Origin of the sequence: Roseomonas sp. BN140053 (genome assembly GCF_047690175.1) — a bacterium.
Lineage (GTDB): Bacteria > Pseudomonadota > Alphaproteobacteria > Acetobacterales > Acetobacteraceae > Roseomonas.
In genome coordinates, this window is the sequence record NZ_JBLLEB010000003.1 from 229,255 (window position 1) to 251,980 (window position 22,726).

Consider the following 22,726-nt stretch of genomic DNA (forward strand, 5'->3'; position numbering starts at 1 on the left):
GCGCCGCTCCGGCGCCGCGTCACGCCTGCGGCAGCGTGGCCGGCGGCGCCGCGGCCAGGGACACGGCGGCGGGCGAGGCGGCGGCCTCCTCCTCCAGCTCGATCGCCTCGATGCGGCCGCCGGCGCGGATGATCTTTTCCGTGGTGATGTCGATCTGCCGCACGTCGTCCTGGATGTCGGTGAAGTGCTTCTTCAGCTTGGTGACCCGGCTGTCGAGGCGCCCGACCTCTGTCACCATGCGCTTCACCTCGTCCTGGATGCGCCGGGCCTCGGCGCGCATCCGCACGTCCTGCATCAGCGCCCGCATCGTGCCCAGCACCGCCCAGAGCGTGGAGGGCGAGACGATATAGACGCCCTTGCGCGCCGCCTCCTCCACCAGCGCCGCCTGCGTCGCGTGTAGCTCGCCGTAGATCGCCTCCGACGGCACGAAGAGCAGCGCGCCTTCCGCCGTTTCGCCGGGGATCAGGTACTTCTCGGCGATGTCGAACACGTGCTTGCGCACGTCGGCGGCAAAGGCGCGGGCGGCGGCGTCGCGCGCGCTGCCGTCGGCGGCGTCGCGATGCGCCAGCCAGCCTTCCAGCGGGAACTTGCTGTCCACCACCACCGGGCCGGGCGGGTGCGGCAGGCGGATCAGGCAATCCGCCCGCGCCCGGTTGCTCAGCGTGTGCTGCCAGGAAAAGCCGTCCGCCGGCAGCCGGTCCTCGATCAGCCGGCGCAGCTGCACCTCGCCGAAGGCGCCGCGGGACTGCTTGTTGGCCAGGATGCCCGACAGGGTGGTGACCTGCGCGCCCAGCGCCTCGATGTTTTCCCGCGCCGCGTCGATCACCGCGAGGCGTTCGTTGATCTTGCCCGCCGTGTCCTGGGCGGCGGCGAACTGTTCCGTCAGTTGCCGGTGCACCCGCTCGGTCTGCCCGGTCAGCACGGCGTTGAGCCGCTCGTTCTGCCCGGCCAGCGCCTCCTGCAGCCCGGCGGACACGGCGGCCAGCCGGTCGGCCAGCGCCTTCTCCTGCGCCGCCAGCCGCTCGTTCTGCGCCGCCACCGCGGCGCCGACGCGCTGCCCCTGTTCCAGCAGGCTGTCGGTCATGGTCAGCGTCGCCTGCGCCACCCGCTCGGCCAGGGCGCCCTCCTGGGCGCGCGCACGCTCGGCGGCCAGGGCCTGGGCTTCGGCCAGCTGCTGGTTCTGCGCGGCCAGCGCCGCCCCCACCTCCTGTGCCTGGCGGGCGAGCTGCTCGCCCACCCCGGCCTGCAGCGCGCCCAGCCGTTCCACCAGGGGCAGCATGGCCTCCGCCCCCAGCGCCGCGCCGCCGCGGGGGGCGCGCAGCAGCACCAGCGCGACGGCGGCACTGCCGGGCAGGAAGGCGAGCAGGACGATCAGCCAGGTTTCCAAGCGATGCGGCTCCGGCGCGTTGGGCGGGGGATTATGCCGCAGCCCGGGGCGAACTGCCCACCATGCCGCCGCCGACCGCGACGGCCTGCCGCAACGCCCGGGGGTCCGCAGCGTTTCAGCCGTATGAGCCCCTCGCCCCGACACGTCCCCCTGAACCGCGCCCAGGGCCGCCGCGCCCTGCTGGGCGGCGCCGCCGCGCTGGGGGCCGCTCTGGCGCTGCCCCGGCCGCTGCTGGCGCAAACGGCGGCCACCCCGGCCGCGACGGGTCCCTTCCGGCTGGACCCGCTGCCCTACGCGAACAACGCCAACGAGCCGCATGTCGACGCGATGACCATGGAGCTGCACCACGACCGGCACCATGCGGCCTACGTGACCAATCTCAACGCCGCGCTGCGGGACCAGGGGCAGCTCGCCGCCATGCCGCTGCCCGACATCCTGGCCCGGCTGGAGCAGGTGCCCGAGGGCATCCGCACGGCGGTGCGCAACAACGGCGGCGGCCACGCTAACCACACCATGTTCTGGCAGATCATGGGCGGCCGTGGCGGCGCCCCCACGGGCGAGCTGGCCGAGGCGATCACCCGCGACCTCGGCGGCTTCGACAAGATGAAGGCCGACTTCAACGCTGCCGGCGCCCGCCGCTTCGGCTCCGGCTGGGTCTTCGTGACGGTGGCGCGCGACGGCAAGCTGGCGCTGGTGGACCTGCCCAACCAGGACAGCCCCCTCATGTCCGGTGGCCGTGCCCTGCTGGGCAACGACGTGTGGGAGCACGCCTATTACCTGAAATACCAGAACCGCCGCCCGGACTACCTCGCCGCGTGGTGGAACGTGGTGAACTGGGACAAGGTCGCCGAGCGCTTCGCCGCGGCCAAGGCCGGCACGCTGGCGATCTGAGGCGGCCGGGTGGACGGGGAAAGGAAGTAAAGCCGGGGGGAAGCATCCCCCCGGACCCCCTTCTGTTTTCGGGAGTCTGGGCGCGCCCGTGGCCATCGGAGCGCTTCAACTCCTGAAAAAAGGAGGGGGCCCGGGGGAGTTCACTCCCCCGGCCTTCCCTGCGCCCCGCGCAAACCCGTGAGGTCCCGCCGCGTTCACCGAACCAGGATGAGCGGAGCGCACCGATGGCCAAGCCGAGACTGAAGCCCCTGTCCGAGCAGGTGATCGTGCTGACCGGCGCGACCTCCGGCATCGGCCTCGCCACCGCGCGGGCGGCGGCGGAACGCGGCGCCACGCTGATGCTGGTGGCGCGCAACGAGCCGGCGCTGCGCTCCTTGCAGGACGAGCTGGACGCGCGGGGCGCGCGGGTGGCCTTCGCCGCCGCCGATGTCGCCGACCGCGCTGCCGTGAACGCGGTGGCGGAGCAGGCGATGCGGAAATTCGGCCGCATCGACACCTGGATCAACGATGCCGGCGCCTTCCTCTACGGCGAGCTGGAGAAGGTGCCGCTGGAGGACCAGCGCCGGGTCTTCGACGTGACCTACTGGGGCCTGGTCTACGGCACCCTCGCCGCGGCCGAGCACATGAAGGCGACCGGCGGGGCGATCATCAACATCGGCTCCGTGCTGTCGGACCGCGCCATCGCGCTGCAGGGACCCTATTCGGCGGCCAAGCACGCGGTGAAGGGCATCACCGACACCTTCCGCATGGAGTTCGAGGCGGCGGGCTACCCGCTGGCCGTGACGCTGATCAAGCCGGCGGTGATCGACACGCCCTATGTCGAGCATGCCCGCAACCTGACCGGCTCCCCCGGCACCAAGAACCCGCCGCCCTACTACCATCCCCGCGTGGTGGCGCGCGCCATCCTGCATGCCTGCGAGGTGCCGTCGCGCGACCTCGTGGTGGGCGGCGGCGGATGGCTGATCTCGGCCATGGGGCAGGTCGCCCCCCGGCTCACCGACACCATCATGGAGGCACTCGCGAAACCGATGCAGAGCACCGACCAGACCGGCCGCCCGGAGCGGCGGGACAACCTCTACGAGCCGCGCGAGGATCTGGCCGAAACTTCCAGCCTGAAGGGGCCGGGGCCGCGCAAGACCTCGCTGCTGCTGGAAGCGCAGATGCACCCGCTGGCCACGGCGGGGGTGGTGCTGGGCGTCGGCGCGCTGGTGGTGGCCCTGGCGATGGGCCAGCAGCGCCGCCGCAGCGCCCGCGAACGGCTGCTGGACGGCGCCTACGGCTATGCCGACGGCGCGCAGCGGCGGGCGATGGCGCTGGTGGAGGATGCGCGGGGCCGCGGCCGCGGGCTGCTGCGCGACGGCCGCCAGGGCTTCTTCGGCGCGCGCGAGGCGGCGGAGGATAGGGGCTCGCTGCTGTGGCGCCTGCTGCGCGGCAAGGCGCGCGAGGTGCGCCGCACCGGCAGGCTGGGCGATCTCGGGCAGTCCGCCCTGGACGAGGGCTCCCGCCTCTGGGGCCGGGCACGCGAGGCGGCCTGGGACGGGCGGAGCCGGGCGGAGCGGGAAAGCCGCGGCTGGTGGAACCGTGGCCGTGACGCCGCCGAGGACGCCCGCGAGCGCGCCGAGCGTGAGGGCAGCCGCTGGTGGAGCTGGGGCCGCGACGCCGCCGAGGATGCGCGCGACCGCGCCGAACGGGAAAGCCGCCATTGGTGGAGCCGTGGCCGCAGCGCCGCGGAAGAAGCCCGCGAGCGCGCCGAGCGCGAGGGCAGCCGCTGGTGGAGCTGGGGCCGCGATGCCGCCGAGGAGGCGCGCGACCGTGCCGAACGGGAAAGCCGCCATTGGTGGAGCCGTGGCCGCAGCGCCGCGGAGGAAGCCCGGGAGCGCGCCGAGCGCGAGGGCAATCGCTGGTGGAGCTGGAGCCGCGACGGTGCCGAGGACGCGCGCGACCGTGCCGAGCGCGAAGGCCACCGCCTGTGGGGCCGTGGCCGCAGCGCCGCGCAGGATGCCCGCAGCCGGGCGGAGAACCGCAGCCAGGACCTGTGGGATCGGGCGCGCGAGCTGGCGCAGGATGCGCGCAGCCTGGCGCAGGACGCCCGCGGCACCGCTGCGCGGGAAGGCTCGCTGCTGGGCCGCTTCCTGTTCGGCAGCGGCCGCCGCGACGCCCCGCGCCGCCTGCGCGACCTGGGCTACGGCCTGGCGGAGGAAGGCTCCCGCCTGTTGCAGCGGGCGCGGCAGGAAGCGCCGCACCTGCTGGACGAGGCCCGCGGCGGCAGCCGCCGGCTGTTCCGCAGCGCCCGCAAGGAGGCCCGCCGCTGGATCTGACCGCGGCCTGAACGCGAACACCCCGCCCGGCGCGCATCGCCGGGCGGGGTGTCGGCGCTACACCACCACGTCCAGCGTCGGCACCTCCTCGCCCCTCGCCACGTGCTGCATGTTGCGGAACATCCGCGACACCGTCTTGGCGAAGTTGTCCGCCGCCGCCGCGCCGATATGCGGGGTGACGATGCAGTTGGGCAGCCCCAGCAGCGGGTTGTCTGCCGGCACCGGCTCGGTGGCGAAGACGTCCACCCCGGCGCCGCGGATCTCGCCCGCGCGCAGCGCCGCGGCCAGCTCCTCCTCCACCACGATGCCGCCGCGCGCGACGTTGATCAGCACCGCCGAGCGCTTCATGGCGCGCAGCTGCGCCGCCCCGATCAGCCCGCGCGTTTCCGCAGACAGCGGGCAGTGCAGCGACACCACGTCCGCCTCCGCCAGCAGCGCGTCGAAGGACGCGTATTCCACCCCCAGCGCCGCTTCCTCCTCGGCGGCCAGGCGGCGGGGCATGTGGTACAGCACGCGGCACTGAAACCCCGACAGCAGGCGCACCACGCTCTTGCCGATCGCGCCCAGCCCGATCAGCCCCACCGTCTTGCCCGTCAGCATCAGGCAGCCCGGGCCGACCGTGCCCTTCAGCCACTCGCCGCGCCCCAGCCCGGCATGGCCCGGGAACAACCCGCGGTTCAGCGCCAGCATCATCGACACCGCGGTTTCCGCCACGGGAATGGCGTTGCTGCCGGTGGTGCGCATCATGCGGATGTTCAGCGCGCGCGCCGCGTCGGTGTCGAAATTGTCGATCCCCACGCCCCATTTGTGCACGCCCTTCAGCCGCTTCGCCGCGCGCAGCATGGCCGCCGTCACCGGCACGTCGCCGGACACGGCGAAATCCGCCTCGGCGATGGCGGCCAGCTGCGCCGGCTCGTCGCGGCCGGTGGAGGTCGTGAGCTGCCAGCCCTCCGGCGCCAGCTCCCCGATCTGCGCCAGGCGCTGCGGGGTCATCGGGTCGAGAAAAACGACCGTCTCGGTCATGGGCTCTCCTGCGGGGGGCTGCGGCCGGGCAGGCTACACGGCCCGTCCGGGCCCAGGGAGAGGCCGGGGGAGTGAACTCCCCCAGACCCCCTCCTTCTTTCGGGAGTTAAAAGTGCGACGCCCGCCACCGGCGCACCCCGGAACTCCCGAAAATAGAAGGGGGTCCGGGGATACCTCCCCCCGGCTTGCCGCCGTCGCAACGCGGCGGCAGGGACGCACGGCTTTGTGCCGAACCCCTCCGGCAGCGCGCGGCGTTGAAGGCCGAAGCGTTTCTCGGAGTTCTCCCGCCCCATGGCCAAGCTCGCCCTCAAGCCCCTGCGCGACCAGGTGATCGTGATCACCGGCGCCACCTCCGGCATCGGCCTCGCCACCGCGCGCATGGCGGCCGAGCGCGGCGCCACCCTGATGCTGCTGGCCCGCAACGAGGAAGCGCTGAAAACCTTGCGCGGCGAGCTGCGCTCCAAGGGCACGCGGGTGGATTACGCGGTGGCCGATGTGGGCGACCTCGCAGCGGTGGAAGCCGCAGCGGAAAAGACCATCGCCACCTTCGGCGGCTTCGACAGCTGGGTGAACAATGCCGGCGCGGCGCTGTTCGGTCGGCTGGAGGACACGGCCATCGAGGACCAGCGCCGCGCCTTCGACACGCTGTACTGGGGCGTGGTGCACGGCACGCTGGTGGCCGGGCGCCACCTCAAGACGCGCGGCGGCAAGATCGTCAATGTCGGCTCCGTGCTGTCGGACCGCACCGTGGCGCTGCAGGCGACCTATTGCGCCGCCAAGCACGCGGTGAAGGGCGTCACCGACGGCTTCCGCATGGAATTCGAGGAGGCCGGCTATCCCATCGGTGTGACGCTGATCAAGCCGAGCTCCATCGACACCCTGTTCCCCGAGCACGCCCGCAACCTGACCGGCGCCCCCGGCACCCGGCTGCCGCCGCCGCAATACCACCCGCGCGTGGTCGGCCGCGCCATCCTGCACGCCTGCACGCATGAGGCCCGCACCCTGGTGGTGGGCATGGGCGGCTACGCCATCTCGCTGCTGGGCAACCACGCGCCGCGGCTGACCGATTACATCATGGAAGCCGTGGCCCGCCGGTCCCAAACCACGGAGGAGACCGGCCAAGCCGATCGGCGCGACAACCTCTACGAGCCGCGCGCCGACCTGTCGGAAACTTCCAGCCTCAGCGGCCCGCCGCCGCGCCGGACCTCCCTGCTGCTGGAAGCGCAGATGAACCCGCTAGGCACCACCGGCCTGCTGGTCGGCCTGGGCGCGGTGATCCTGGGCGCCGCCATCGGCGTGCAGGGGCGCCGCAATGCGGCCGAGCGCCGCATCGGCCGCGCAACCCAGCGCCAGGCCCTGTCGGCCGCGCAATACGCCCGGCAAACCGCGCTGGACCTCGCCGACCGGGCGCGCAGCCAGGGCAGCCGCCTGTTGCATGACGCCGGCGACCTGGCGCAGCACGGCAGCCGCGGCCTGCTGCGCGAAGCCCGCAGCCTGGCCCGCGACGCCCGGCGCGAAGCGCGGCGCTGGCTGTAGGGCAGGGGCTGCCCGCCGGGAGGTTCCGCTTCCCGGACCTCCGCGATCCCTCTGCGAGGATCGCGCGGCCGCGCCACTGGGCGGCCGGCACGACGCGCCCACCGGGACCAAGCCGCCCGGCGCGTCGCGCAAGGCACGTGCCTACCGCGCCGCCTCCGCCCGGACGAAGCGCTGCACGCGCTGGCCGGTGTCCACCTCCGTGACGTAGAGGTTGCCGCGGTTGTCGATGGCGACGTTGTGCGGGACATGGAACTGCCCGGCATAGCGCCCCGGCCGGCCGAAGGTGTCCAGCACCGTGCCGTCCGCGCGCCGGATCACCCGGGCCACGCCGTTGGAATTGTCCACGCTGAACAGGAACATCTGCCCCTCGTCGCGCGAGGGCACCAGGTCGGCCACGGTGCCGTTCAAGCGGGTGCGCGGCGCGATGAAGTGCTCGGACACGAAGGTCCCGTCCCGCCGGAACACCTGGTAGCGGTCGTTGGTGCGGTCGCAGACATAGACCAGCCCGTCCCGCGTCAGCCGCACGCAATGCACGGGGCTGGCGAACTGGCGCGACGGCGGCCGGTCCGGGTCATAGGCCGTGCGCGTGCCGTAGGCCGCGATGCCGTCATCCTCGGGCGCGTTGCCGTAGGCACCCCAGTGGCGCTTGTAGGCGCCGGTGTCGCTGTTGAACACGATCACGCGGCGGTTGCCGTAGCCGTCGGCGACGAAGACTTCCCGCGCCTGCAGGTCCACCTCCACATCGGCGGGGCGATGCAGGTTGGCGGTGTCGGCATTGCCGGTGGAGCGGCCGGACCGGCCGATCTGCATCAGGAAGCGGCCATCGGTCGTGAACTTCAGGATCTGGTCGTCGCGTTCCCCGTTGCCGGCGAGCCAGACATTGTCCTCGCCGTCCACGTAGATGCCGTGCTCGCTCTGCGGCCATTCGTACCCCTGGCCCGGCCCGCCCCAGTGCCGCAGCAGGTTGCCCTCCTGGTCGAACACCAGCACCGGCGGCGCGCGGACGCAGCATTCGGTTTCGGGCGGGTTCTTTTCCGCCAGCAGCTGCCGGGCCGCCAGGGTGGCGGGACGGTGGATGATCCAGATGTTGTCGTGCCGGTCCACCGCCACGCCCGACACCGCGCCGATGATCCAGTTGTTGGGCAGCGGCTTGGGCCAGAATGGATCGACCCGGAAGCTCGGGGCCGCCGCCGCGGGCGCCGGCTGCGCCGCGGCCGGCCCTGGCTGTGCTGCGGCCGGCGCCGGCTGTGCCCCGGCCGGTCCGATGGCCGCCGGCAGCCCGGCGAGCGCCGCGAGAAGGGCCAGCGCCCGGACGGCGCCTCCTGGCCGGCGACGGGACGCATCCCGGATGAACATGGCGTCTCCTCCTGTTCCGCGTCCCGTTCGGTCGGGACGTCGTGGTTCCGGCGACGGTGGCCGCGCGCCTTCCCGGCAGCGCGGCCACCCCGGCCGGCGGCATCGCTAAACGGCGATGTCCCGGATCTGCTTGGCCCGCGCGGCGGCGGCGCCGAGCAGGAAGGTGAGGTCCGTGCCGCTCGACACGAAGCGCGCGCCCATCTTCAGGTATTGCGCGATCAGGTCTGGCCGCGCCGCCAGCCCGCCGATGCCGACATGCTTGCCGTGCCGGCGGCAGGCCTCGATGGTCCGGGCAAAGGCGTCGCGCACCCGCGGATGGTCGGGCTGGCCCACCAGCCCCATGCTGTTGGTCAGGTCGCTGGTGCCGATGAACAGCATGTCCAGCCCCTCCACCGCCGCGATCTCCTCCACGCGCTCCAGCGCCGCGGTGTTCTCCAGCATCACCACCACCATGGTGGCGTCGTTGATGGCGGCGTAGGTTTCCGCGGTGGGGAAGCTGCGGTAGCGCAGCGGAAACAGCTGCCCGCCGGGGGCGGAGCGGTTGCCCCAGGGCGGGAAGCGCGCGGCGGCCACCACCTGGCGCACCTCCTCCACCGTCTCGATCTCGGGGGCGATGATGCCCAGCGCCCCGCCGTCCAGCACGCGGCCGACATGTTCGGGGCGGATGCTGGGCACGCGCACCATGGCGGTGATGCCGGCGCCCAGGGCGGCTTGGCAGATGTTGCTGATCTGCTCCTCGGTGAAGGTGCTGTGCTGCATCTCCACGTAGAGCGAGTCGAAGCCGGAGGAGGCGGCGATCTGCGCGATCTCCATGGAGCGCACCAGCCGCACGCTCATGGACACTACCACCTCGCCGCGCCGGAGCTTGTCCTTGGCCGGGTTGCGCAGGAGGTCGGCGGCGCGCACCGGCGCGGTGGGGGATGGCGCCGCCGGCGGTGGCGCGGCCGGCGAGGGGGCGGGCGCCGGTTGCGCGCTCGCGCCGGGCAGCAGCCCCGCGGCCAGCCCGACGCCGGCCGCGGCAAGGGCCCCGCCCGCCAGCATGTCCCTGCGGATCATCCGTGTTTCCCCCCGACCTCTTCCGGCCCGGTTCCACCTTGTGCCTGCGGCACCCGAAGCGTCCAGCATCATTCCGGTATGGAGACGGAAAGCGGCGGCTGCGGCGATCCCGGTCAACCCGCCCGGGCGAAGCCGTCCCGCCGCCCGTCACGGAACCGGCGGCGTCGTTGCCACTCTCGACCGCACTCCCGCGCGGTCCAGCACACCCCGCGGGCCACCCGGCGCCCCGCCTATCCCATCCACCACCGCCACAGCAGCGGCAACAGCAGCGCCGTGGCCAGGGCATTCAGCCCCATTGCCAGCCCGCTGAACGCCCCCGCCACGGGGTTGGCCTGGATCGCCCGCGCCGTGCCGATCCCGTGCGAGGCGGTGCCGATCGCCAAGCCCCGCGCCCGCCAGTCCCGCACCCGCGCCAGGGTCAGCACCGCCGGGCCCAGCGCGGCGCCCACGATGCCGGAACAGATCACCACCGCCGCGGTGAGCGAGGGCAGCCCGCCAATCTGCTCCGCGATGCCCATGGCGACAGGCGTGGTGACGGAGCGGGGGGCGAGGCTGGCCGTCACCTCCGGCGCGGCGCGCAGCGCCAGGGCGATCGCCACCCCCGCCGCGGCCGAAAAGGCGCCGCCGCACAGCACGGACAGCACCGCCGCCGGGGCGGAGCGGCGCACCACCCGCCACTGCGCGTGCAGCGGCACCGCTAGCGCCACGGTGGCCGGGCCTAGCAGGAAGTGGACGAACTGCGCCCCCTGGAAATAGCTCCGGTACTCCACCCCCGAGAGCAGCAGCCCGCCCGCCAGGATCACCAGCGCGAACAGCACCGGGTTGGCCGCCGGATGGCCCCGGCACAGCCGCGCCAGCCCCTGGGCCGCGACCCAGGCCAGCAGCGTCGCCGTCAGCGCCGCCAGCGGCTCGCGCGACAGGTAGACCCAGATGGCGGCGAGGTCGGTCACGGCGCCCCGTCCTTCGGGGATGGTTCAGCGGGCGGCCCGGAGGATGGCCCAAGGGGCGGTCCAGGGGGGTGTTCGGAGGCTGCCCCGGAGCGCGGCCCAGGGAACGGTCCGCGGAGTGGCGCCGGCGACGGCCCGGACGAAACCTCCCCGGGCGAGGCCTCGGCGGGGGCTGCGCCGGGCACGGGCATCAGCATCCCCGGCGCCGGCCGCAGCAGCGCCTGCGCCAGCCGGCCGGTCACCGCGATCGCTGCCAGCGTCCCGGCCAGGATGGCCAGCGACAGCGGCGCCCAGTCCCGCGCCAGGGTGGGCAGGTAAACCACCACCCCCACCCCCGCCGGCACGAACAGCAGTCCCAGATTGCCCAGCAGCCCGCCGGCCACCGCCACCAGCATCGGCGGTGCGGCCCGGTCGCGCAGCACCAGCAGGGCGAACAGGATCACCGCCCCGATCACCGGCCCCGGCACGGGCAGGCCCAGCGCGCGGGCCAGGACCTCGCCCGCCAGCTGGCACACCAGCAGCCCCGCCAGCGCGGCGATCATGCCGGGCGCGGCCCCGGAGGCACGGGCGGCCGCGCCCCTAGCGGCGGCGCTCGGCGGCCTCGGCGCGGCGCATGTCCACGAACACGGCGTAGTCGGCGTGGCTGGTGGGCGCCCAGCCGATGGCGCTGCCGCGCTCCACCGCGCGGTGGATGTCCGGGTGCGCCGCCGGCAGCGCCAGGTGGAAGTTCACCATGTCCTGCTTGAAGGGGGCCGGCAGGTCGCTCCGCACCACGATCGGCCCGTTCTGGATCGGCCGCGAGCGCCAGAGGATGCGGAGGTCGGCCATGTTCAGCATGCCCTTGTCCACCGCCGCCCGCAGCGTGCCGCGGGTATAGGGCGGGTCGCCGATGCCCGAGACCCAGGTGACCCCGGCGTCGTACTGCTTCTGCAGCACCGCCACGAGCGCCTGGTCGTGCCCGCCGCCGAAGCCGGTGCGGCCGAAGAACCTGCCCGGCTCCGGGTCGATCCCCGCAGCCCGCAGCTCGGCGCGGGGGATCAGGTAGCCGGACGCACTGTTGGGATCGGCCCAGGCGATGGACTTGCCGCGCAGCCCCTCGATCGAGGTGATGCCGGAATCGGTGCGCACGTACATCACCGCGACGTAGGAGGTGCTGCCGTCCTGCTCGCGCGTCACCAGGATCGGCTCCACCCCGCCATTGGTGTCCATCCAGGTCGCGGCATAGGCGGCGGGGGCCATGTTGGCGATCTCCAGCTGCTTGGCGGCAAAAGCCTGCTGCACGCCGGAATAGTCGGAGGCGAAGAACATCCGCGTCGGCACGCCGAAGGTGTCCTCGAACAGCTTGCGGTAGCCGTCGTAGCGGCCCAGCCGGTCGCTTTCCGTCTCGCCCCCCAGCACGCCCAGGCGCAGCTGCGGCACCTGCGCCGCCCAGTCCCGCTTGCCCGGCGCGGGCATCGGCGGCGGCGAGGCCGCCGGTGCCTGGGCGCGGGCCGCCAGCGGCACCAGGGCAGGCAGGGCGAGGAGGTGGCGTCGGTGCAGCATGGAAACGGGGCCTCCGGCAGGGAGTGGCGTCGCCCGGCATGCTCACACGCCGAACGGCGGATGGCCAAGCACCTCGCTGACCGGCTGCGCGGTTCATGGTCCGGGTGGTGTCGGTTGGTCCTGGATGTTCCGACGTCGGCCAGGGGCGCTGCCCCTGGACCCCGCCGGGGAGTTTAAACTTCCCGGACCCCACGTTGAGTGCCTCCGGCGGGGGCTCCAAGGGGGCGGCGCCCCCTTGGCCACGGCCTGAACACCAGGCACCACCCCCCGGACCGGCACGCGACCGGAAGCGGCCCACCGGCCGCGCGGGGCTGCCCGGAGCGGGCCGGTGCTTGACCCCAGCGGCCCGCGATCCCCATAAGGCGCCCCATGTCCAGGCGGGCCCAAGCGCGAATTCCCTGCCCGGCTCTCGGCTGAGGGCCGGGACCATCTCTCGCGCCTTTCCCTTGCCCGGGGCTGCTGTTCAGCCCTGCTGCCCGGAACACCGCCCCCGATGAACGATCGTCCCGACACCACCCCCGGCCAGGCCGAGGCGCCCAGGACCGACTGGCGCGGCACCGTGTTCCTGCCGCGCACCCCTTTCCCGATGAAGGGCGACCTGCCCAAGCGCGAGCCCGCCTGGCTGGAACGCTGGCGCGACACCGCGCTGCGCGACCGCCTGCGGGCGCAGTCGGCCGGCCTGCCGAAGTTCGTGCTGCATGACGGCCCGCCCTACGCCAACGGCCCGCTGCACATCGGGCACGCGCTGAACAAGATCCTCAAGGACGTGATCAACCGCGCCGCCCAGATGTCGGGCCGGGACGCGAACTACGTCCCGGGCTGGGACTGCCACGGCCTGCCGATCGAGTGGAAGGTCGAGGAGGAGTACCGCAAGAAGGGCCGCGACAAGGACGCGGTGCCGATCCTGGACTTCCGGGCCGAGTGCCGCGCCTACGCCGCGCACTGGCTGGGCGTGCAGCGCGAGGAGTTCCAGCGTCTGGGCGTGCTGGGCGACTGGCAGCACCCCTACGCCACCATGGACTTCGCCTCCGAGGCGACCATCGCCGGCGAGATCGGCAAGTTCCTGCTCAACGGCTCGCTGTATCGTGGCCTTCGTCCGGTGATGTGGAGCCCGGTGGAAAAGACCGCCCTCGCCGACGCGGAGGTGGAGTACCACGACCACACCTCGCCGACGCTGTGGGCGCGCTTCCCGGTGATCGCGGTGGACACGCCCGAGGCAGAGGGCCGGCGCGAGGACGACCTGCTCGGCGCCTCGGTGGTGATCTGGACCACCACGCCCTGGACGATCCCGGCCAACCGTGCCGTCGCCTACGGCCCGGAGATCGACTACGCGCTGGTGCACGTGGACGGCGTGGCCGAGGGCTCGCTGCTGCGGCCCGGCGAGGACCTCCTCGTCGCGCTGTCGCTGCTGCCGGACTTCGCCAAAGCGGCCGGGCTGGAGGCGCACAGCGTCCGCCGCGTGCTGAAGGGCACCGAACTCGCTGGCACGTGGACGGCACATCCGCTGCGCGGCTGGGCCGGCGGCGAGAACGGCTATGAGTTCGGCATCCCCCTGCTGCCCGGCGACTTCGTCACCGCCGAGGCCGGCACCGGCTTCGTGCACATCGCCCCCTCGCACGGCGAGGACGACTTCGCCCTCGGCCGCGCGCACGGCCTGCCGGTGCCGGAAACGGTCGGCGACGATGGCACCTACACCGTGCAGGCCCCGGGCTTCACCGGCCTGCACGTGTTCAAGGCGCATGACGCCGTCTGGGCGGCAATGGAAGCCGTGGGCACGCTGGCGGCCAAGGGCACGCTGCGGCACTCCTACCCGCATTCCTGGCGCTCCAAGAAGCCGGTGATCTTTCGCGCTACGCCGCAGTGGTTCATCGCCATGGACGACGCCAACCGCATCCGGGAAAAGGCGCTGGACGCGCTGGCCGTCACGCATTTCGTGCCGGAGGTCGGGCGCAACCGCATCACCTCTATGGTGGCGGCGCGGCCGGACTGGTGCATCTCCCGCCAGCGCGCCTGGGGCGTGCCGATCCCGGTCTTCGTGCACCGCGCCACCTCCGAACCCCTGCGCGACCCGGCCGTGCTGGAGCGCGTCACCGCCGCCTTCCGCGAAGAAGGGGCGGATGCCTGGTACCAGCCCGGCGCCGCCGCCCGCTTCCTGGGGGTCGAGCGCAACCCGGACGACTACGAGCAGGTGATGGACATCGTGGACGTGTGGTTCGAGAGCGGCTCGACCCACGCCTTCACCCTGACCCCGGAGCGCGACCTGCCCTTCCCGGCGGACCTCTACCTGGAAGGCTCCGACCAGCACCGCGGCTGGTTCCATTCCTCCCTGCTGGAAAGCATCGGCACGCGGGGCGTGGCGCCCTTCAAGGCGCTGTTGACGCACGGCTTCACGCTCGACGAATCCGGGCGGAAGATGTCGAAGTCCCTGGGCAACGTCACCGCGCCGCAGGAAGTCACCAAGAAATACGGCGCCGACATCCTGCGCCTGTGGGTGATGAGCTCCGACACCGCCGAGGACCAGCGCATCGGCCCGCGCATCCTGGAACAGACCGCGGAGCTGTACCGCCGGTTGCGCAACACGCTGCGCTGGCTGCTGGGCAACCTCGACGGCTTCACCGAGGCCGAGCGCGTTCCCCACGCCGAGCTGCCGGAGCTGGAGCGCTGGGTGCTGCACCGCCTGTCCGAGCTGGACGCCCGGCTGGGGCGCGCGGTGGACACCTACGACTGGTCCGGCGTGGTGCCGGAGCTGCACAACTTCTGCGCCGCCGACCTCAGCGCCTTCTTTTTCGACGTCCGCAAGGACAGCCTCTACTGCGACGCCGCCGACAGCCCCCGCCGCCGCGCCGCCCGCACCGTGATCGACGCCCTGCACCGCTGCCTGACCACCTGGCTGGCCCCCGTGCTGCCCTTCACCGCCGAGGAAGCTTGGCAGGCCCGCTTCGCGTCCGCCGAAGGCTCGGTGCACCTGCAGACCTTCCCCGCCGTCCCGGCGGAATGGCGCGACGAGGCACTGGCGGCGAAATGGGCCCGGGTGCGCGCCCTGCGTGGCGTGGTCACGGCGGAGCTGGAAAAGGCCCGCGCCTCCGGCGAGATCGGCTCCAGCCTCCAGGCCGCCCCGGTGCTGACTGCGGACGGCGCGGCCGAACTGCTCTCCCCCGAAGCCTGGGCGGAAGTCTGCATCACCTCCGGCTTCGAGTTCGGCGAAGCGCCGGCCGCCGGGGCAGGGGAGGCCGCCGCCCCCAGCGCCGCCTTCCGCCTCGCCCCCGGCGAGAAATGCGCCCGCTGCTGGCGCGTGCTGCCCGAAACCGGCACCGGCCGCCACGCCGACCTTTGCCTGCGCTGCGACGCCGCGGTGGGCGCGTGAACACCCGCTTCCTCGGCCTCGGCGCCCTGGCGGGGCTGCTGGTGCTGATCGCCGACCAGGGCAGCAAGTGGTGGATGGACGCCGTGCTGCGCCTGCAGGAGGTGCGGCACATCCCCCTGCTGTCCGCCGGGCCCTTCGCCCTGGACTTTTCCATGGTGTGGAACCGCGGCGTCACCTTCGGCCTGCTGGCCGGCGACGCCCCCTGGCACGGCTGGCTCCTGGCCGGCGCCGCCCTGGCGGTCGCCGCCCTGCTGATCCGCTGGCTGGCCCGGGCGGAAACCCGCGCGGTGGCGATCGCGCTCGGCGGCATCATCGGCGGCGCGGTGGGCAACGTGATCGACCGGCTGCGCTGGGGCGCGGTGTTCGACTTCGTGGACGCGTCCGCCTGGGGCTGGCACTGGTACGTCTTCAACGTCGCCGACGCCGCCATCGTGCTGGGCGTGGTGGTGCTGGTGGCCGATGCCCTGTTCCGCCCCTCCTCGACCCAGCCTCCCGCGACCGAGCCCCCTCTCGACCAAGCCCGGCCCCGTGTCTAAGGAAACCGCATGAGGAACGCCCTGCCGCCCGCCGCCGCCCTGGCCCTGCCGCTGTTGCTGCTCGCCGCCTGCGGCCAGGACACGGCGCGCACCCTGGGCTTCACCCGCGATGCCCCGGACGAGTTCCAGGTGGTGACCCGCGCGCCGCTCTCCATGCCGCCGGCCCTGGGCAACCTTCCCGTGCCGCGCCCCGGCGCCGTGCGCCCGCAGGAGCTGACCTCGCGCGAACAGGCCGAGAGCACGCTGGTGCCGGGCGCCATCCTCGGCAGCGGCCGCACCATCCGACCCACGGGGGGTGAGAGCGCCCTGGTGGCCCAGGCCGGCGGCGGCCGCCCCGCCCCCGATTCCATCCGCCGCCAGGTGGACGAGGAAAGCCTCCGCCTCGACCAGCCCAGCCGCAGCCTGGTGGACCGGCTGCAGTTCTGGCAATCCGCGCCGCCCCCCGGCGTGGCGCTCGACCCGCAACGCGAAAGCCAGCGCCTGCGCGAGAACGCCGCCCTCGGCCGGCCGCCCGGCGAAGGCGAGACCGCGGTGATCCAGCGCCGCCAGCGCGGGTTGTTCGAGGGACTGTTCTGATCCCGGCCCCCCGGGGCTGAAGCGCCCCATCGTGTCCGAGGACCCCGGCGGCGTGCTGGCCGCGCTGGACGCGCAGGCCACGGCGGCCGAGGCGCGGGGCGACCTGGCCGTCGCTGCCCAGGCCTTGGCCATGCTGGCCGTGGCCCGCCCCGAGGATGGCGGCCTGCAGCTGCGCCTGGGCTCGGCCCGGCACGGCACCGGCGACCTGCTCGGCGCCGTGGAAGCCTGGCAGCGCGCCATCGAGCTCGGCCCCACCAGTGCCTGGCCCTTTCTGGCCCTGGGCTACCGCGCGCTGAACAGCCAGTGCCCCGGCCGGGCGCTGGAGTATTTCCGCAAGGCCATCGCCCATGCCCCGGGCGTGTTCGAGGCGCGCTTCGTGGCCGCCAAGGCCGCGGCGGATCTCGGCTGGACCGACCTCGCGGTGCGGCTGTTCCGGGACGTGGTGTCCGGCCGCGTGGCCTGGTGGGACAGCACCGCCGCGCAGACCCGCGCCGCCCTGGCGGAACACCGCGCCACCGCGCGCGAATTGCTGGCGCTGCGCCGGCAGGCCCGCCGCGCGGTGCCGCCGGGCACGGTGGCCGACCTCGCCCCCGACCGCGCCCTGAAACTGGCGGAAGCGCTGCTGCGCACCGGCCGGCTCCGCCCGGCCGGGCGGCTGCTGGACGCCCCGGCGCTGCGCGACACGGTGCGCGCCGTCACCCTGCGGCTGCGGCTGGTGCAGCGCCGCGACGGCGCGGCGGCGGCGGCGGCCCTGGCCAATGCGGACCGCCGCCATGCCGGCGACCCCGGCTGGGCGGCCCAGGCCGCGATCAGCTGCGCCGAGGCCGGCGACCTCGCCGCCGCGGCGGAACACCTGCACGCCCTGCCCGAGGCGCGGCAAAGCAACCAGACGCGCTCGCTGCTGGCGGTGATCCTGCTGGGGCACGGCGACACGGAGGCCGCCCGCGCCCTGGTGCTGCGCTGGCGCGCCGTGGCGGCGGGCAACTACACCACGCCGTCACGCTACCTGCTCTCGGCCGAACTGCTGGCCAAGCGCCTGCCGCTGCTGCGCGAGCCGGCGCAGGCGGCCGCGGCGCGGCCCGGCACGGTGGTGCAGTTCTGGCACAGCGACACCGTGCCGCCGGACGTGGCGGCGCTGATGGCGGGCTGGGCGGCGGGCACGCCGGGGCTGGCGCACCGGCTGTTCAGCGCCGCCTCCGCCCGGGAATGGCTGCGCGCCCGGGTCGGCGAGGCCGCGGCGGCGCGGCTGGACCGCTGCTACCACCCGGCCATGCAGGCGGACCTGTTCCGCCTGTATTACCTGCGGGAAGAGGGCGGCATCTACGTCGATGCCGACGAGCGCTGCCAGCGTTCCCTGGCGCCGATCTTCGCCGCGCTGGACGAGTCGGAGCTGATCCTGACCCTGGCGCTGGAAGCCCCGGCCTATGCCCATAACTTCTTCCTGGCCGCCCGGCCGAACAGCGCGGTGATCGCCCGCGCGGTGTCGGAGGCCGAGGGCTGGCTCGATTCCGGCGACCCGCGGCCGCCGATCTGGGACGCCACCGGCCCGGGCTGCCTGACCCGGGCGTTGGGCCACGCCCTGCTGGGCGCCGCCGATGCCGCGGCGACCCGGCGGCTGGTGTCGGTGATGACGCTGCCGCACTACCGCAGCTTCGCCCTGACGGAGGAGAACCTGGCCTACCGTCACACCCCCGGCCAGCACTGGACCAGCGCCTAGGGCAGGGGACGCGCCCGGCCGTCGAGCCCCAGCGCCGCGATCTCCTCCACCGCCTCCAGAACAACGGTTGGGCCCAGCCTGCGGAGCGCTTCCGGCAACGCGTATCCCCAGGTCACGGCGGCGGAGGCCGCGGACACCGCCTGGGCCGCCTCGATGTCACGGCTCTCGTCGCCGATGCAGATGGTTCGGGCCGGCGTGGAACCGGTGCGCTTCATGGCCTGGCGCAACCTGACGGCCTTGCCGAACAGCGACGAACCGCAGCCATAGAAGCCGACCTGCCCGGCCAGATCCGTTCCGAGGACGCGGCGCACGTTGTTTTCCGAGTTCGAACTGACCACGGCGAGCGCCGCGCCCCGCTGGCGGAGGCTGTTCAAGGCCTCCGGGATGCCCGGGAAAAGGCGGATCGCCGCGATGTCCTCCGATGCGCGCTGACGCATGTGGCGGGCAATGCCGGGCATCCTCCACAACGGAACCCGGAGGCGGCGAACGATCTCGCGGGTTCCCAGGCGACGAAGCTCTTCCCGCTCCTCGGGCGTGGTTTGCCGGAAGCCGAATCGGTGCGCGACCTCGTTCAGCGATCCGAAGAACCAGTCCTTGCTGTCGGCGAGCGTGCCGTCGAAGTCGAAGATGGCGAGGTCGTAGCGCATGCCCCGCCCATGCCCAACGGGACCGCGGCCCGCAATGGCTTCCCTGCAAGGTCGCGCCCGCCCCGAAGTGGTCGGGCCGGAAACCGGCTCCCTGCTCCCGGAGGCGCCGTGGCGGGAACCGGCCGCAGCGGCCCGGGGCTCACCGCCATTGCCCACCCTCAGCGCTTGCGACGGCGGCCCTTCGCACCCTTCGCGCGCTTGGCCCGCGCCTTGGGGGCCGCTTCCACCGGGGGAAGATGGATGGGCTGGGCCGCGGGGATGCCGTCCGCGCCGACATAGCGCTGCAGCGTCGCGCCGGCCGCGAGGTGCGGATAAGCCTCGGCGCCCTTCAGCCATGTCCGCGCGAAGGCGGACACTTCGGCGTGGTCCTGCCGGCGGATGGTCTGCACCAGGAAGGACGCCGCCTGCGCCGGCCGCAGCCGCTGCTGGCGCAGCAGGTGGAGATGCCATTCGCGCGCCCGCAGGGGACACCAGTCCACCAGCGCTTCCTGCAAGGCCCGGCGCACCTCGGTCGGCAGCTCCTCATAGGCGCGGTAGGGATCGCCCTTGAGCTTGCTGTAGGGCCGGGCAGCCATGCTGTTGTCCATGCCCGCCTTTTACCGGAGCGGCGGCGCCGGGGGAGTCGGAACGCCATCCGCCTGATGCTCGGCACCCATGCCGCCGCCGCTGCCGCGGGCCGCGGCCGGGAACCGTTCCGCCGCCCGGAGCGGGCCCCGGCTGTCTGGTCCCGGGCGGGCCGGACCCGGCGGCGCGGCACCGGTCATCCCGTCCCGGCCGCGCGCTAGGGCCCGCCCGCGACAGCCCCGCGAGCCGTTGCAGGACGGCGCCCGGCCGGGCGTTCACGGCCTTCGCGCCGGCGCCCGCATGGCTCAATCCGCCTAAACTGACAGAATCCGTCGAATCTGTCACATGCATCGCGGGACTTGACTGTCAACCCATTGTTGTTGTAAGGTTATTTTCTAAAACGACGCCTTTTCGGGGCGGCTCGGGTAAGGAAGTAAGAGAGTAAGGAAGTAAGGCAAACGCCCGCCCCGTCCGGCGGCCCGGGTGCCGGCTTCCCCGCCCACCTGCCGGGGCGCTGGCATAAATGCCACGCCCGCCCCATCTTGCACGGCACATGCCCCTGACCCGACGCGCCGCGCTCGCCGCTGCGGCCAGCCTCCCGCTCCTCCCCCCCGCCGCCCGTGCCCAGCCCCCCGTGGGCGCACCCGATGGCGAGCGCCGCCTGTTCGACGCCGGGCTGTGGCGCCTGCCCAACGGCCTGCGGGTCGTGCACGTGGAGCAGCGCCGTGCCCCCGTGGTGGCGCACTACCTGTTCTACGGCGTGGGCGCCGGCGACGACCCGGCCGGCAAGTCCGGGGCGGCGCATTTCCTGGAACACATGATGTTCAAGGGCAGCCCCAAGGTGGCCTCGGGCGAGTTCAACCGCCGCGTGGCGCGGGAAGGCGGCCAGGACAACGCCTACACCTCGCGCGACGTGACCGCCTATCACCAGACGGTGGAAGCGTCCCGCCTGGAGCTGATGGCGGGCATGGAGGCCGACCGCCTGCGCGCCGTGGCCCTGCCGGAAGCCGAGCTGGAGCCGGAACGCTCGGTGATCCTGGAAGAGCGTCGCCAGCGCACCGACAGCAGCGCCCGCGCCCGCTTCCAGGAAGCCTATAGCGCCGCCGCCTGGGGCCCGCAGCACTGGAAGGGCCGCCCGATCATCGGCTGGGCCGACGAGATCCGCGCCATCACCCGCGACGACCTGCTGAACCTGCACGCCCACTGGTACGCCCCCGGCAATGCCGTGCTGGTGGTGGCCGGCGCCGTGACGGAGGCCGAGCTGCGCCGCGTGGTGGAGAACGAATACGGCGGCGTGGCCGCCCGCGACCTCGCCACCACCGCCCCCGACCGCAACCGCCCCGCCCCGCCCGAGGCGCCGCTGCAGGGCCGGCTGGTGCGCAACGACGCCCAGGTGCGCGAGGCGCAGCTGATCCGCTCCTGGCTCGCCCCCACCCTGACCTGGGGCGACACCGCGCATGCCGACCCGCTGGAGGTGCTGTCGCACCTCTTCGGCGGCGGCCCCGGCTCGCGCCTGCACAAGGCGCTGGTGGAAACCGGCCTCGCCGTCAGCGCCGGTGCCTTCTACGATTCCGACGAACTCGGCGCCGGTTCCTTCGGCCTCTACGCCACGCCGCGGCGCGACGTTTCGCCCGCCCGGCTGGAGGAAGCCCTGGAAGCGGAAGTCGCCAAGCTGCTCGACGGCGGCGTGACGGAAGCGGAGGCCGAGCGCTCCCGCCGCCAGGTCACCGCGGGCGCCCTGCTGGCGCTGGACGGGCTGGGCGCCGCGCCGCGGCTCTTCGGCCACGCCCTGTCCATCGGCCTCGGGCCCGAGGCGGTGGAGTTCTGGCCGTCCCGCATCCGCGCCGTGACCGCCGAGCAGGCGAGTGCGGCGGCGCGGGCGGTGTTCACCCATCCCTCCATCACCGGGTGGCTGCTGCCCGAAGGGGTCAGCGCCTCGTGACCGAAGGCTTTTCCCTGCCGATCCGTGAAGTCTCGGCGGGCGGCCTCTCCGCCTGGCTGGCCGAGGACCATTCCGTGCCCGTGGTCTCCGTCGCCTGGGGCTGGGCTGGCGGCGCCTCGCTCGATCCGGCGGGCGAGGAAGGCTCCGCTTCCCTGGCCGCCGCGCTGCTGACGGAGGGCGCGGGCGACCGCCCGGCCGCCGCCTTCCAGGACGCGCTGCGCGACGCCGCCATCGGCCTGAACTTCGGCGCCGACCGCGACAGCTTCGAGGGCAGCTTCCGCTCGCTCCGTGACCCGTCCAACGATGGCCTCGCCGCCGCCGCCCGGCTGGCGCGCGATGCCATGCTGGCCCCCCGCTTCGACGCGGAAGCGGTGGAACGCGTCCGCGCTCGCGCCGTGGCCGGCGCGCGGCAGGCCTTGGAAGGCCCGCGCGGCCAGGCCAACCGCGCCTTCTGGAACGCCGCCTTTCCCGAGAGTCCCTATGGCCGCCCGCCCAACGGCACCGCCGAGCGGCTGCAAACCCTGCCCGTGCAGGCGATGCGCGACGCCGCCACCCGGCACCTCCATCGCGGCGGGCTGCTGATCGCCGTGTCCGGTGCCATCACCGCGGCCGAGTTGCCGACGCTGCTGGACACCCTGTTCGGCGGCCTTCCCGCCGGTGAGCCGCCCGCGCCGCCGCCGCTGCCGCCCTTTGCCCTGCGCGGCAACCCGGTGGTGGTGGAACTGGACGTGCCGCAATGCGCGGTGCTGTTCGGTCAGGGCGGCCTGCCCGTGCGCGACCCGGATTGGGAAGCGGCCCAGGTGGTGTTGCGGGTGCTGGGCGGCGGCGGCTTCTCCTCCCGCCTGATGGACGTGGTCCGCGTCCAGCGCGGCCTGAGCTACGGCATCGGCGCCGGCGTCGAGGCCATCGCCGGCCAGGGCCTCGTGCTGGGTTCCGTGGCCACGGAGAACGCCCGCGTCGCCGAAACCCTCACCGTGCTGCGTGAGGAATGGGCCCGCATGGCGCAAGGCGGCCCGACCCAGGAGGAACTCTCCGACGCGGTGGCCTTCCTGACCGGCAGCCAGCCGCTGCAGTTCACCGACAGCCGCCGCACCGCCTCCATCCTGCTGGGCCTGCGTCGCAACGGCCGCCCCATGGACTGGCTCGCCCGCCGCCCGGAACGCTTGGCCGCCCTGACCCGCGACGGCGTCGCCGCCGTGGCCGCCCGCCTGCTGCAGCCGGACGCGCTGGGCGTGGTCGTCGCGGGCAAGCCGGTCGGGCTGTAGGGCGCTGCTGTTGGAGTGGGCTGTGGTTTGATGCGTTGGCCAGAGGGGTGCTGCCCCTC

Annotated in this window: 18 protein-coding genes; 9 read left to right on the top strand and 9 right to left on the bottom strand. The window is 73.7% G+C overall.

What is annotated here, in order from left to right:
• Window positions 1-19: 19 nt before the first annotated feature.
• Window positions 20-1,387, bottom strand: coding sequence for a DNA recombination protein RmuC (locus ACLIBK_RS05010; RefSeq protein WP_415386129.1), 1,368 nt, complete (start codon window positions 1,385-1,387; stop codon window positions 20-22).
• Between the two features lie 123 nt (window positions 1,388-1,510).
• On the opposite strand from ACLIBK_RS05010, the gene ACLIBK_RS05015 reads away from it, so the two are divergent.
• Window positions 1,511-2,278, top strand: coding sequence for a superoxide dismutase (locus ACLIBK_RS05015; RefSeq protein WP_415386130.1), 768 nt, complete (start codon window positions 1,511-1,513; stop codon window positions 2,276-2,278).
• A 224-nt stretch (window positions 2,279-2,502) separates the two neighbouring features.
• A complete protein-coding gene (locus ACLIBK_RS05020) occupies window positions 2,503-4,596 on the top strand; it encodes an SDR family oxidoreductase (RefSeq protein ID WP_415386131.1) in 2,094 nt (697 codons plus the stop codon).
• Window positions 4,597-4,653: 57 nt separating this feature from the next.
• Here ACLIBK_RS05020 and ACLIBK_RS05025 read toward each other — a convergent pair whose 3' ends face one another.
• On the bottom strand, window positions 4,654-5,619 hold the full coding sequence (locus ACLIBK_RS05025; protein ID WP_415386132.1) for a 2-hydroxyacid dehydrogenase: 966 nt from the start codon (window positions 5,617-5,619) through the stop codon (window positions 4,654-4,656).
• A 291-nt stretch (window positions 5,620-5,910) separates the two neighbouring features.
• On the opposite strand from ACLIBK_RS05025, the gene ACLIBK_RS05030 reads away from it, so the two are divergent.
• A complete protein-coding gene (locus ACLIBK_RS05030; RefSeq protein WP_415386133.1) occupies window positions 5,911-7,155 on the top strand; it encodes an SDR family oxidoreductase in 1,245 nt (414 codons plus the stop codon).
• Window positions 7,156-7,296: 141 nt separating this feature from the next.
• Here ACLIBK_RS05030 and ACLIBK_RS05035 read toward each other — a convergent pair whose 3' ends face one another.
• From ACLIBK_RS05035 to phnD, 5 genes are all read right to left on the bottom strand, one after another.
• Window positions 7,297-8,511 (bottom strand): hypothetical protein, encoded by a 1,215-nt coding sequence (locus ACLIBK_RS05035; RefSeq protein WP_415386134.1) that lies wholly within the window; start codon window positions 8,509-8,511, stop codon window positions 7,297-7,299.
• A 105-nt stretch (window positions 8,512-8,616) separates the two neighbouring features.
• On the bottom strand, window positions 8,617-9,567 hold the full coding sequence (locus ACLIBK_RS05040; RefSeq protein WP_415386135.1) for an HpcH/HpaI aldolase family protein: 951 nt from the start codon (window positions 9,565-9,567) through the stop codon (window positions 8,617-8,619).
• Between the two features lie 230 nt (window positions 9,568-9,797).
• Window positions 9,798-10,517: an LrgB family protein gene (locus ACLIBK_RS05045; protein ID WP_415386136.1), complete on the bottom strand. Its 720-nt coding sequence runs from the start codon at window positions 10,515-10,517 to the stop codon at window positions 9,798-9,800.
• Window positions 10,514-11,056 (bottom strand): CidA/LrgA family protein, encoded by a 543-nt coding sequence (locus ACLIBK_RS05050; protein ID WP_415386137.1) that lies wholly within the window; start codon window positions 11,054-11,056, stop codon window positions 10,514-10,516. The genes ACLIBK_RS05045 and ACLIBK_RS05050 overlap by 4 nt, the downstream gene beginning before the upstream one ends.
• Window positions 11,057-11,093: 37 nt before the next feature.
• Entirely contained in the window at window positions 11,094-12,056 is a 963-nt protein-coding gene (phnD, locus tag ACLIBK_RS05055) for a phosphate/phosphite/phosphonate ABC transporter substrate-binding protein (RefSeq protein WP_415386138.1), read from the bottom strand.
• Between the two features lie 493 nt (window positions 12,057-12,549).
• Between phnD and ileS the strand changes: the two genes are divergently transcribed.
• Genes ileS through ACLIBK_RS05075 form a run of 4 tightly spaced genes read left to right on the top strand, consistent with a single transcriptional unit; the run spans window position 12,550 to window position 18,249 of the window.
• Complete coding sequence (gene ileS / locus ACLIBK_RS05060; protein ID WP_415386139.1) at window positions 12,550-15,420, top strand: isoleucine--tRNA ligase; 2,871 nt, start codon at window positions 12,550-12,552, stop codon at window positions 15,418-15,420.
• A complete protein-coding gene (gene lspA, locus ACLIBK_RS05065; protein WP_415386140.1) occupies window positions 15,417-15,956 on the top strand; it encodes a signal peptidase II in 540 nt (179 codons plus the stop codon). Before ileS ends, lspA begins: the two co-directional genes overlap by 4 nt.
• A 9-nt stretch (window positions 15,957-15,965) precedes the next feature.
• Window positions 15,966-16,532, top strand: a complete 567-nt coding sequence (locus ACLIBK_RS05070) for a DUF3035 domain-containing protein (protein ID WP_415386141.1) — start codon at window positions 15,966-15,968, stop codon at window positions 16,530-16,532.
• A gap of 31 nt (window positions 16,533-16,563) precedes the next feature.
• Window positions 16,564-18,249, top strand: coding sequence for a glycosyltransferase (locus tag ACLIBK_RS05075; RefSeq protein ID WP_415386142.1), 1,686 nt, complete (start codon window positions 16,564-16,566; stop codon window positions 18,247-18,249).
• On the opposite strand, the gene ACLIBK_RS05080 is transcribed toward ACLIBK_RS05075, so the two are convergent.
• Together ACLIBK_RS05080 and ACLIBK_RS05085 are read right to left on the bottom strand one after the other, a co-directional pair.
• Window positions 18,246-18,896, bottom strand: a complete 651-nt coding sequence (locus ACLIBK_RS05080) for an HAD hydrolase-like protein (protein WP_415386143.1) — start codon at window positions 18,894-18,896, stop codon at window positions 18,246-18,248. The two genes, ACLIBK_RS05075 and ACLIBK_RS05080, sit on opposite strands and share 4 nt — an antisense overlap.
• 158 nt (window positions 18,897-19,054) lie before the next feature.
• Window positions 19,055-19,483 carry a DUF6525 family protein gene (locus ACLIBK_RS05085; protein ID WP_415386144.1) on the bottom strand — a complete coding sequence of 143 codons (429 nt, stop codon included), beginning with the start codon at window positions 19,481-19,483 and terminating at the stop codon, window positions 19,055-19,057.
• 530 nt (window positions 19,484-20,013) lie between these two features.
• On the opposite strand from ACLIBK_RS05085, the gene ACLIBK_RS05090 reads away from it, so the two are divergent.
• Together ACLIBK_RS05090 and ACLIBK_RS05095 are read left to right on the top strand one after the other, a co-directional pair.
• Window positions 20,014-21,402 carry a M16 family metallopeptidase gene (locus ACLIBK_RS05090; RefSeq protein ID WP_415386145.1) on the top strand — a complete coding sequence of 463 codons (1,389 nt, stop codon included), beginning with the start codon at window positions 20,014-20,016 and terminating at the stop codon, window positions 21,400-21,402.
• Complete coding sequence (locus tag ACLIBK_RS05095; RefSeq protein WP_415386146.1) at window positions 21,399-22,667, top strand: M16 family metallopeptidase; 1,269 nt, start codon at window positions 21,399-21,401, stop codon at window positions 22,665-22,667. Before ACLIBK_RS05090 ends, ACLIBK_RS05095 begins: the two co-directional genes overlap by 4 nt.
• Window positions 22,668-22,726 lie beyond the last annotated feature (59 nt).

Bases quoted from the DNA above. Each gene is read 5' to 3' on its own strand.
- ACLIBK_RS05050 (WP_415386137.1), bottom strand. From the start codon at position 11,056: ATGATCGCCGCGCTGGCGGGGCTGCTGGTGTGCCAGCTGGCGGGCGAG.
- ACLIBK_RS05080 (WP_415386143.1), bottom strand. From the start codon at position 18,896: ATGCGCTACGACCTCGCCATCTTCGACTTCGACGGCACGCTCGCCGAC.
- ACLIBK_RS05030 (WP_415386133.1), top strand. From the start codon at position 5,911: ATGGCCAAGCTCGCCCTCAAGCCCCTGCGCGACCAGGTGATCGTGATC.
- ACLIBK_RS05025 (WP_415386132.1), bottom strand. From the start codon at position 5,619: ATGACCGAGACGGTCGTTTTTCTCGACCCGATGACCCCGCAGCGCCTG.
- phnD (WP_415386138.1), bottom strand. From the start codon at position 12,056: ATGCTGCACCGACGCCACCTCCTCGCCCTGCCTGCCCTGGTGCCGCTG.
- ACLIBK_RS05085 (WP_415386144.1), bottom strand. From the start codon at position 19,483: ATGGACAACAGCATGGCTGCCCGGCCCTACAGCAAGCTCAAGGGCGAT.
- ACLIBK_RS05020 (WP_415386131.1), top strand. From the start codon at position 2,503: ATGGCCAAGCCGAGACTGAAGCCCCTGTCCGAGCAGGTGATCGTGCTG.
- ACLIBK_RS05015 (WP_415386130.1), top strand. From the start codon at position 1,511: ATGAGCCCCTCGCCCCGACACGTCCCCCTGAACCGCGCCCAGGGCCGC.
- ACLIBK_RS05035 (WP_415386134.1), bottom strand. From the start codon at position 8,511: ATGTTCATCCGGGATGCGTCCCGTCGCCGGCCAGGAGGCGCCGTCCGG.
- ACLIBK_RS05070 (WP_415386141.1), top strand. From the start codon at position 15,966: ATGAGGAACGCCCTGCCGCCCGCCGCCGCCCTGGCCCTGCCGCTGTTG.
- ileS (WP_415386139.1), top strand. From the start codon at position 12,550: ATGAACGATCGTCCCGACACCACCCCCGGCCAGGCCGAGGCGCCCAGG.
- ACLIBK_RS05090 (WP_415386145.1), top strand. From the start codon at position 20,014: ATGCCCCTGACCCGACGCGCCGCGCTCGCCGCTGCGGCCAGCCTCCCG.
- ACLIBK_RS05040 (WP_415386135.1), bottom strand. From the start codon at position 9,567: ATGATCCGCAGGGACATGCTGGCGGGCGGGGCCCTTGCCGCGGCCGGC.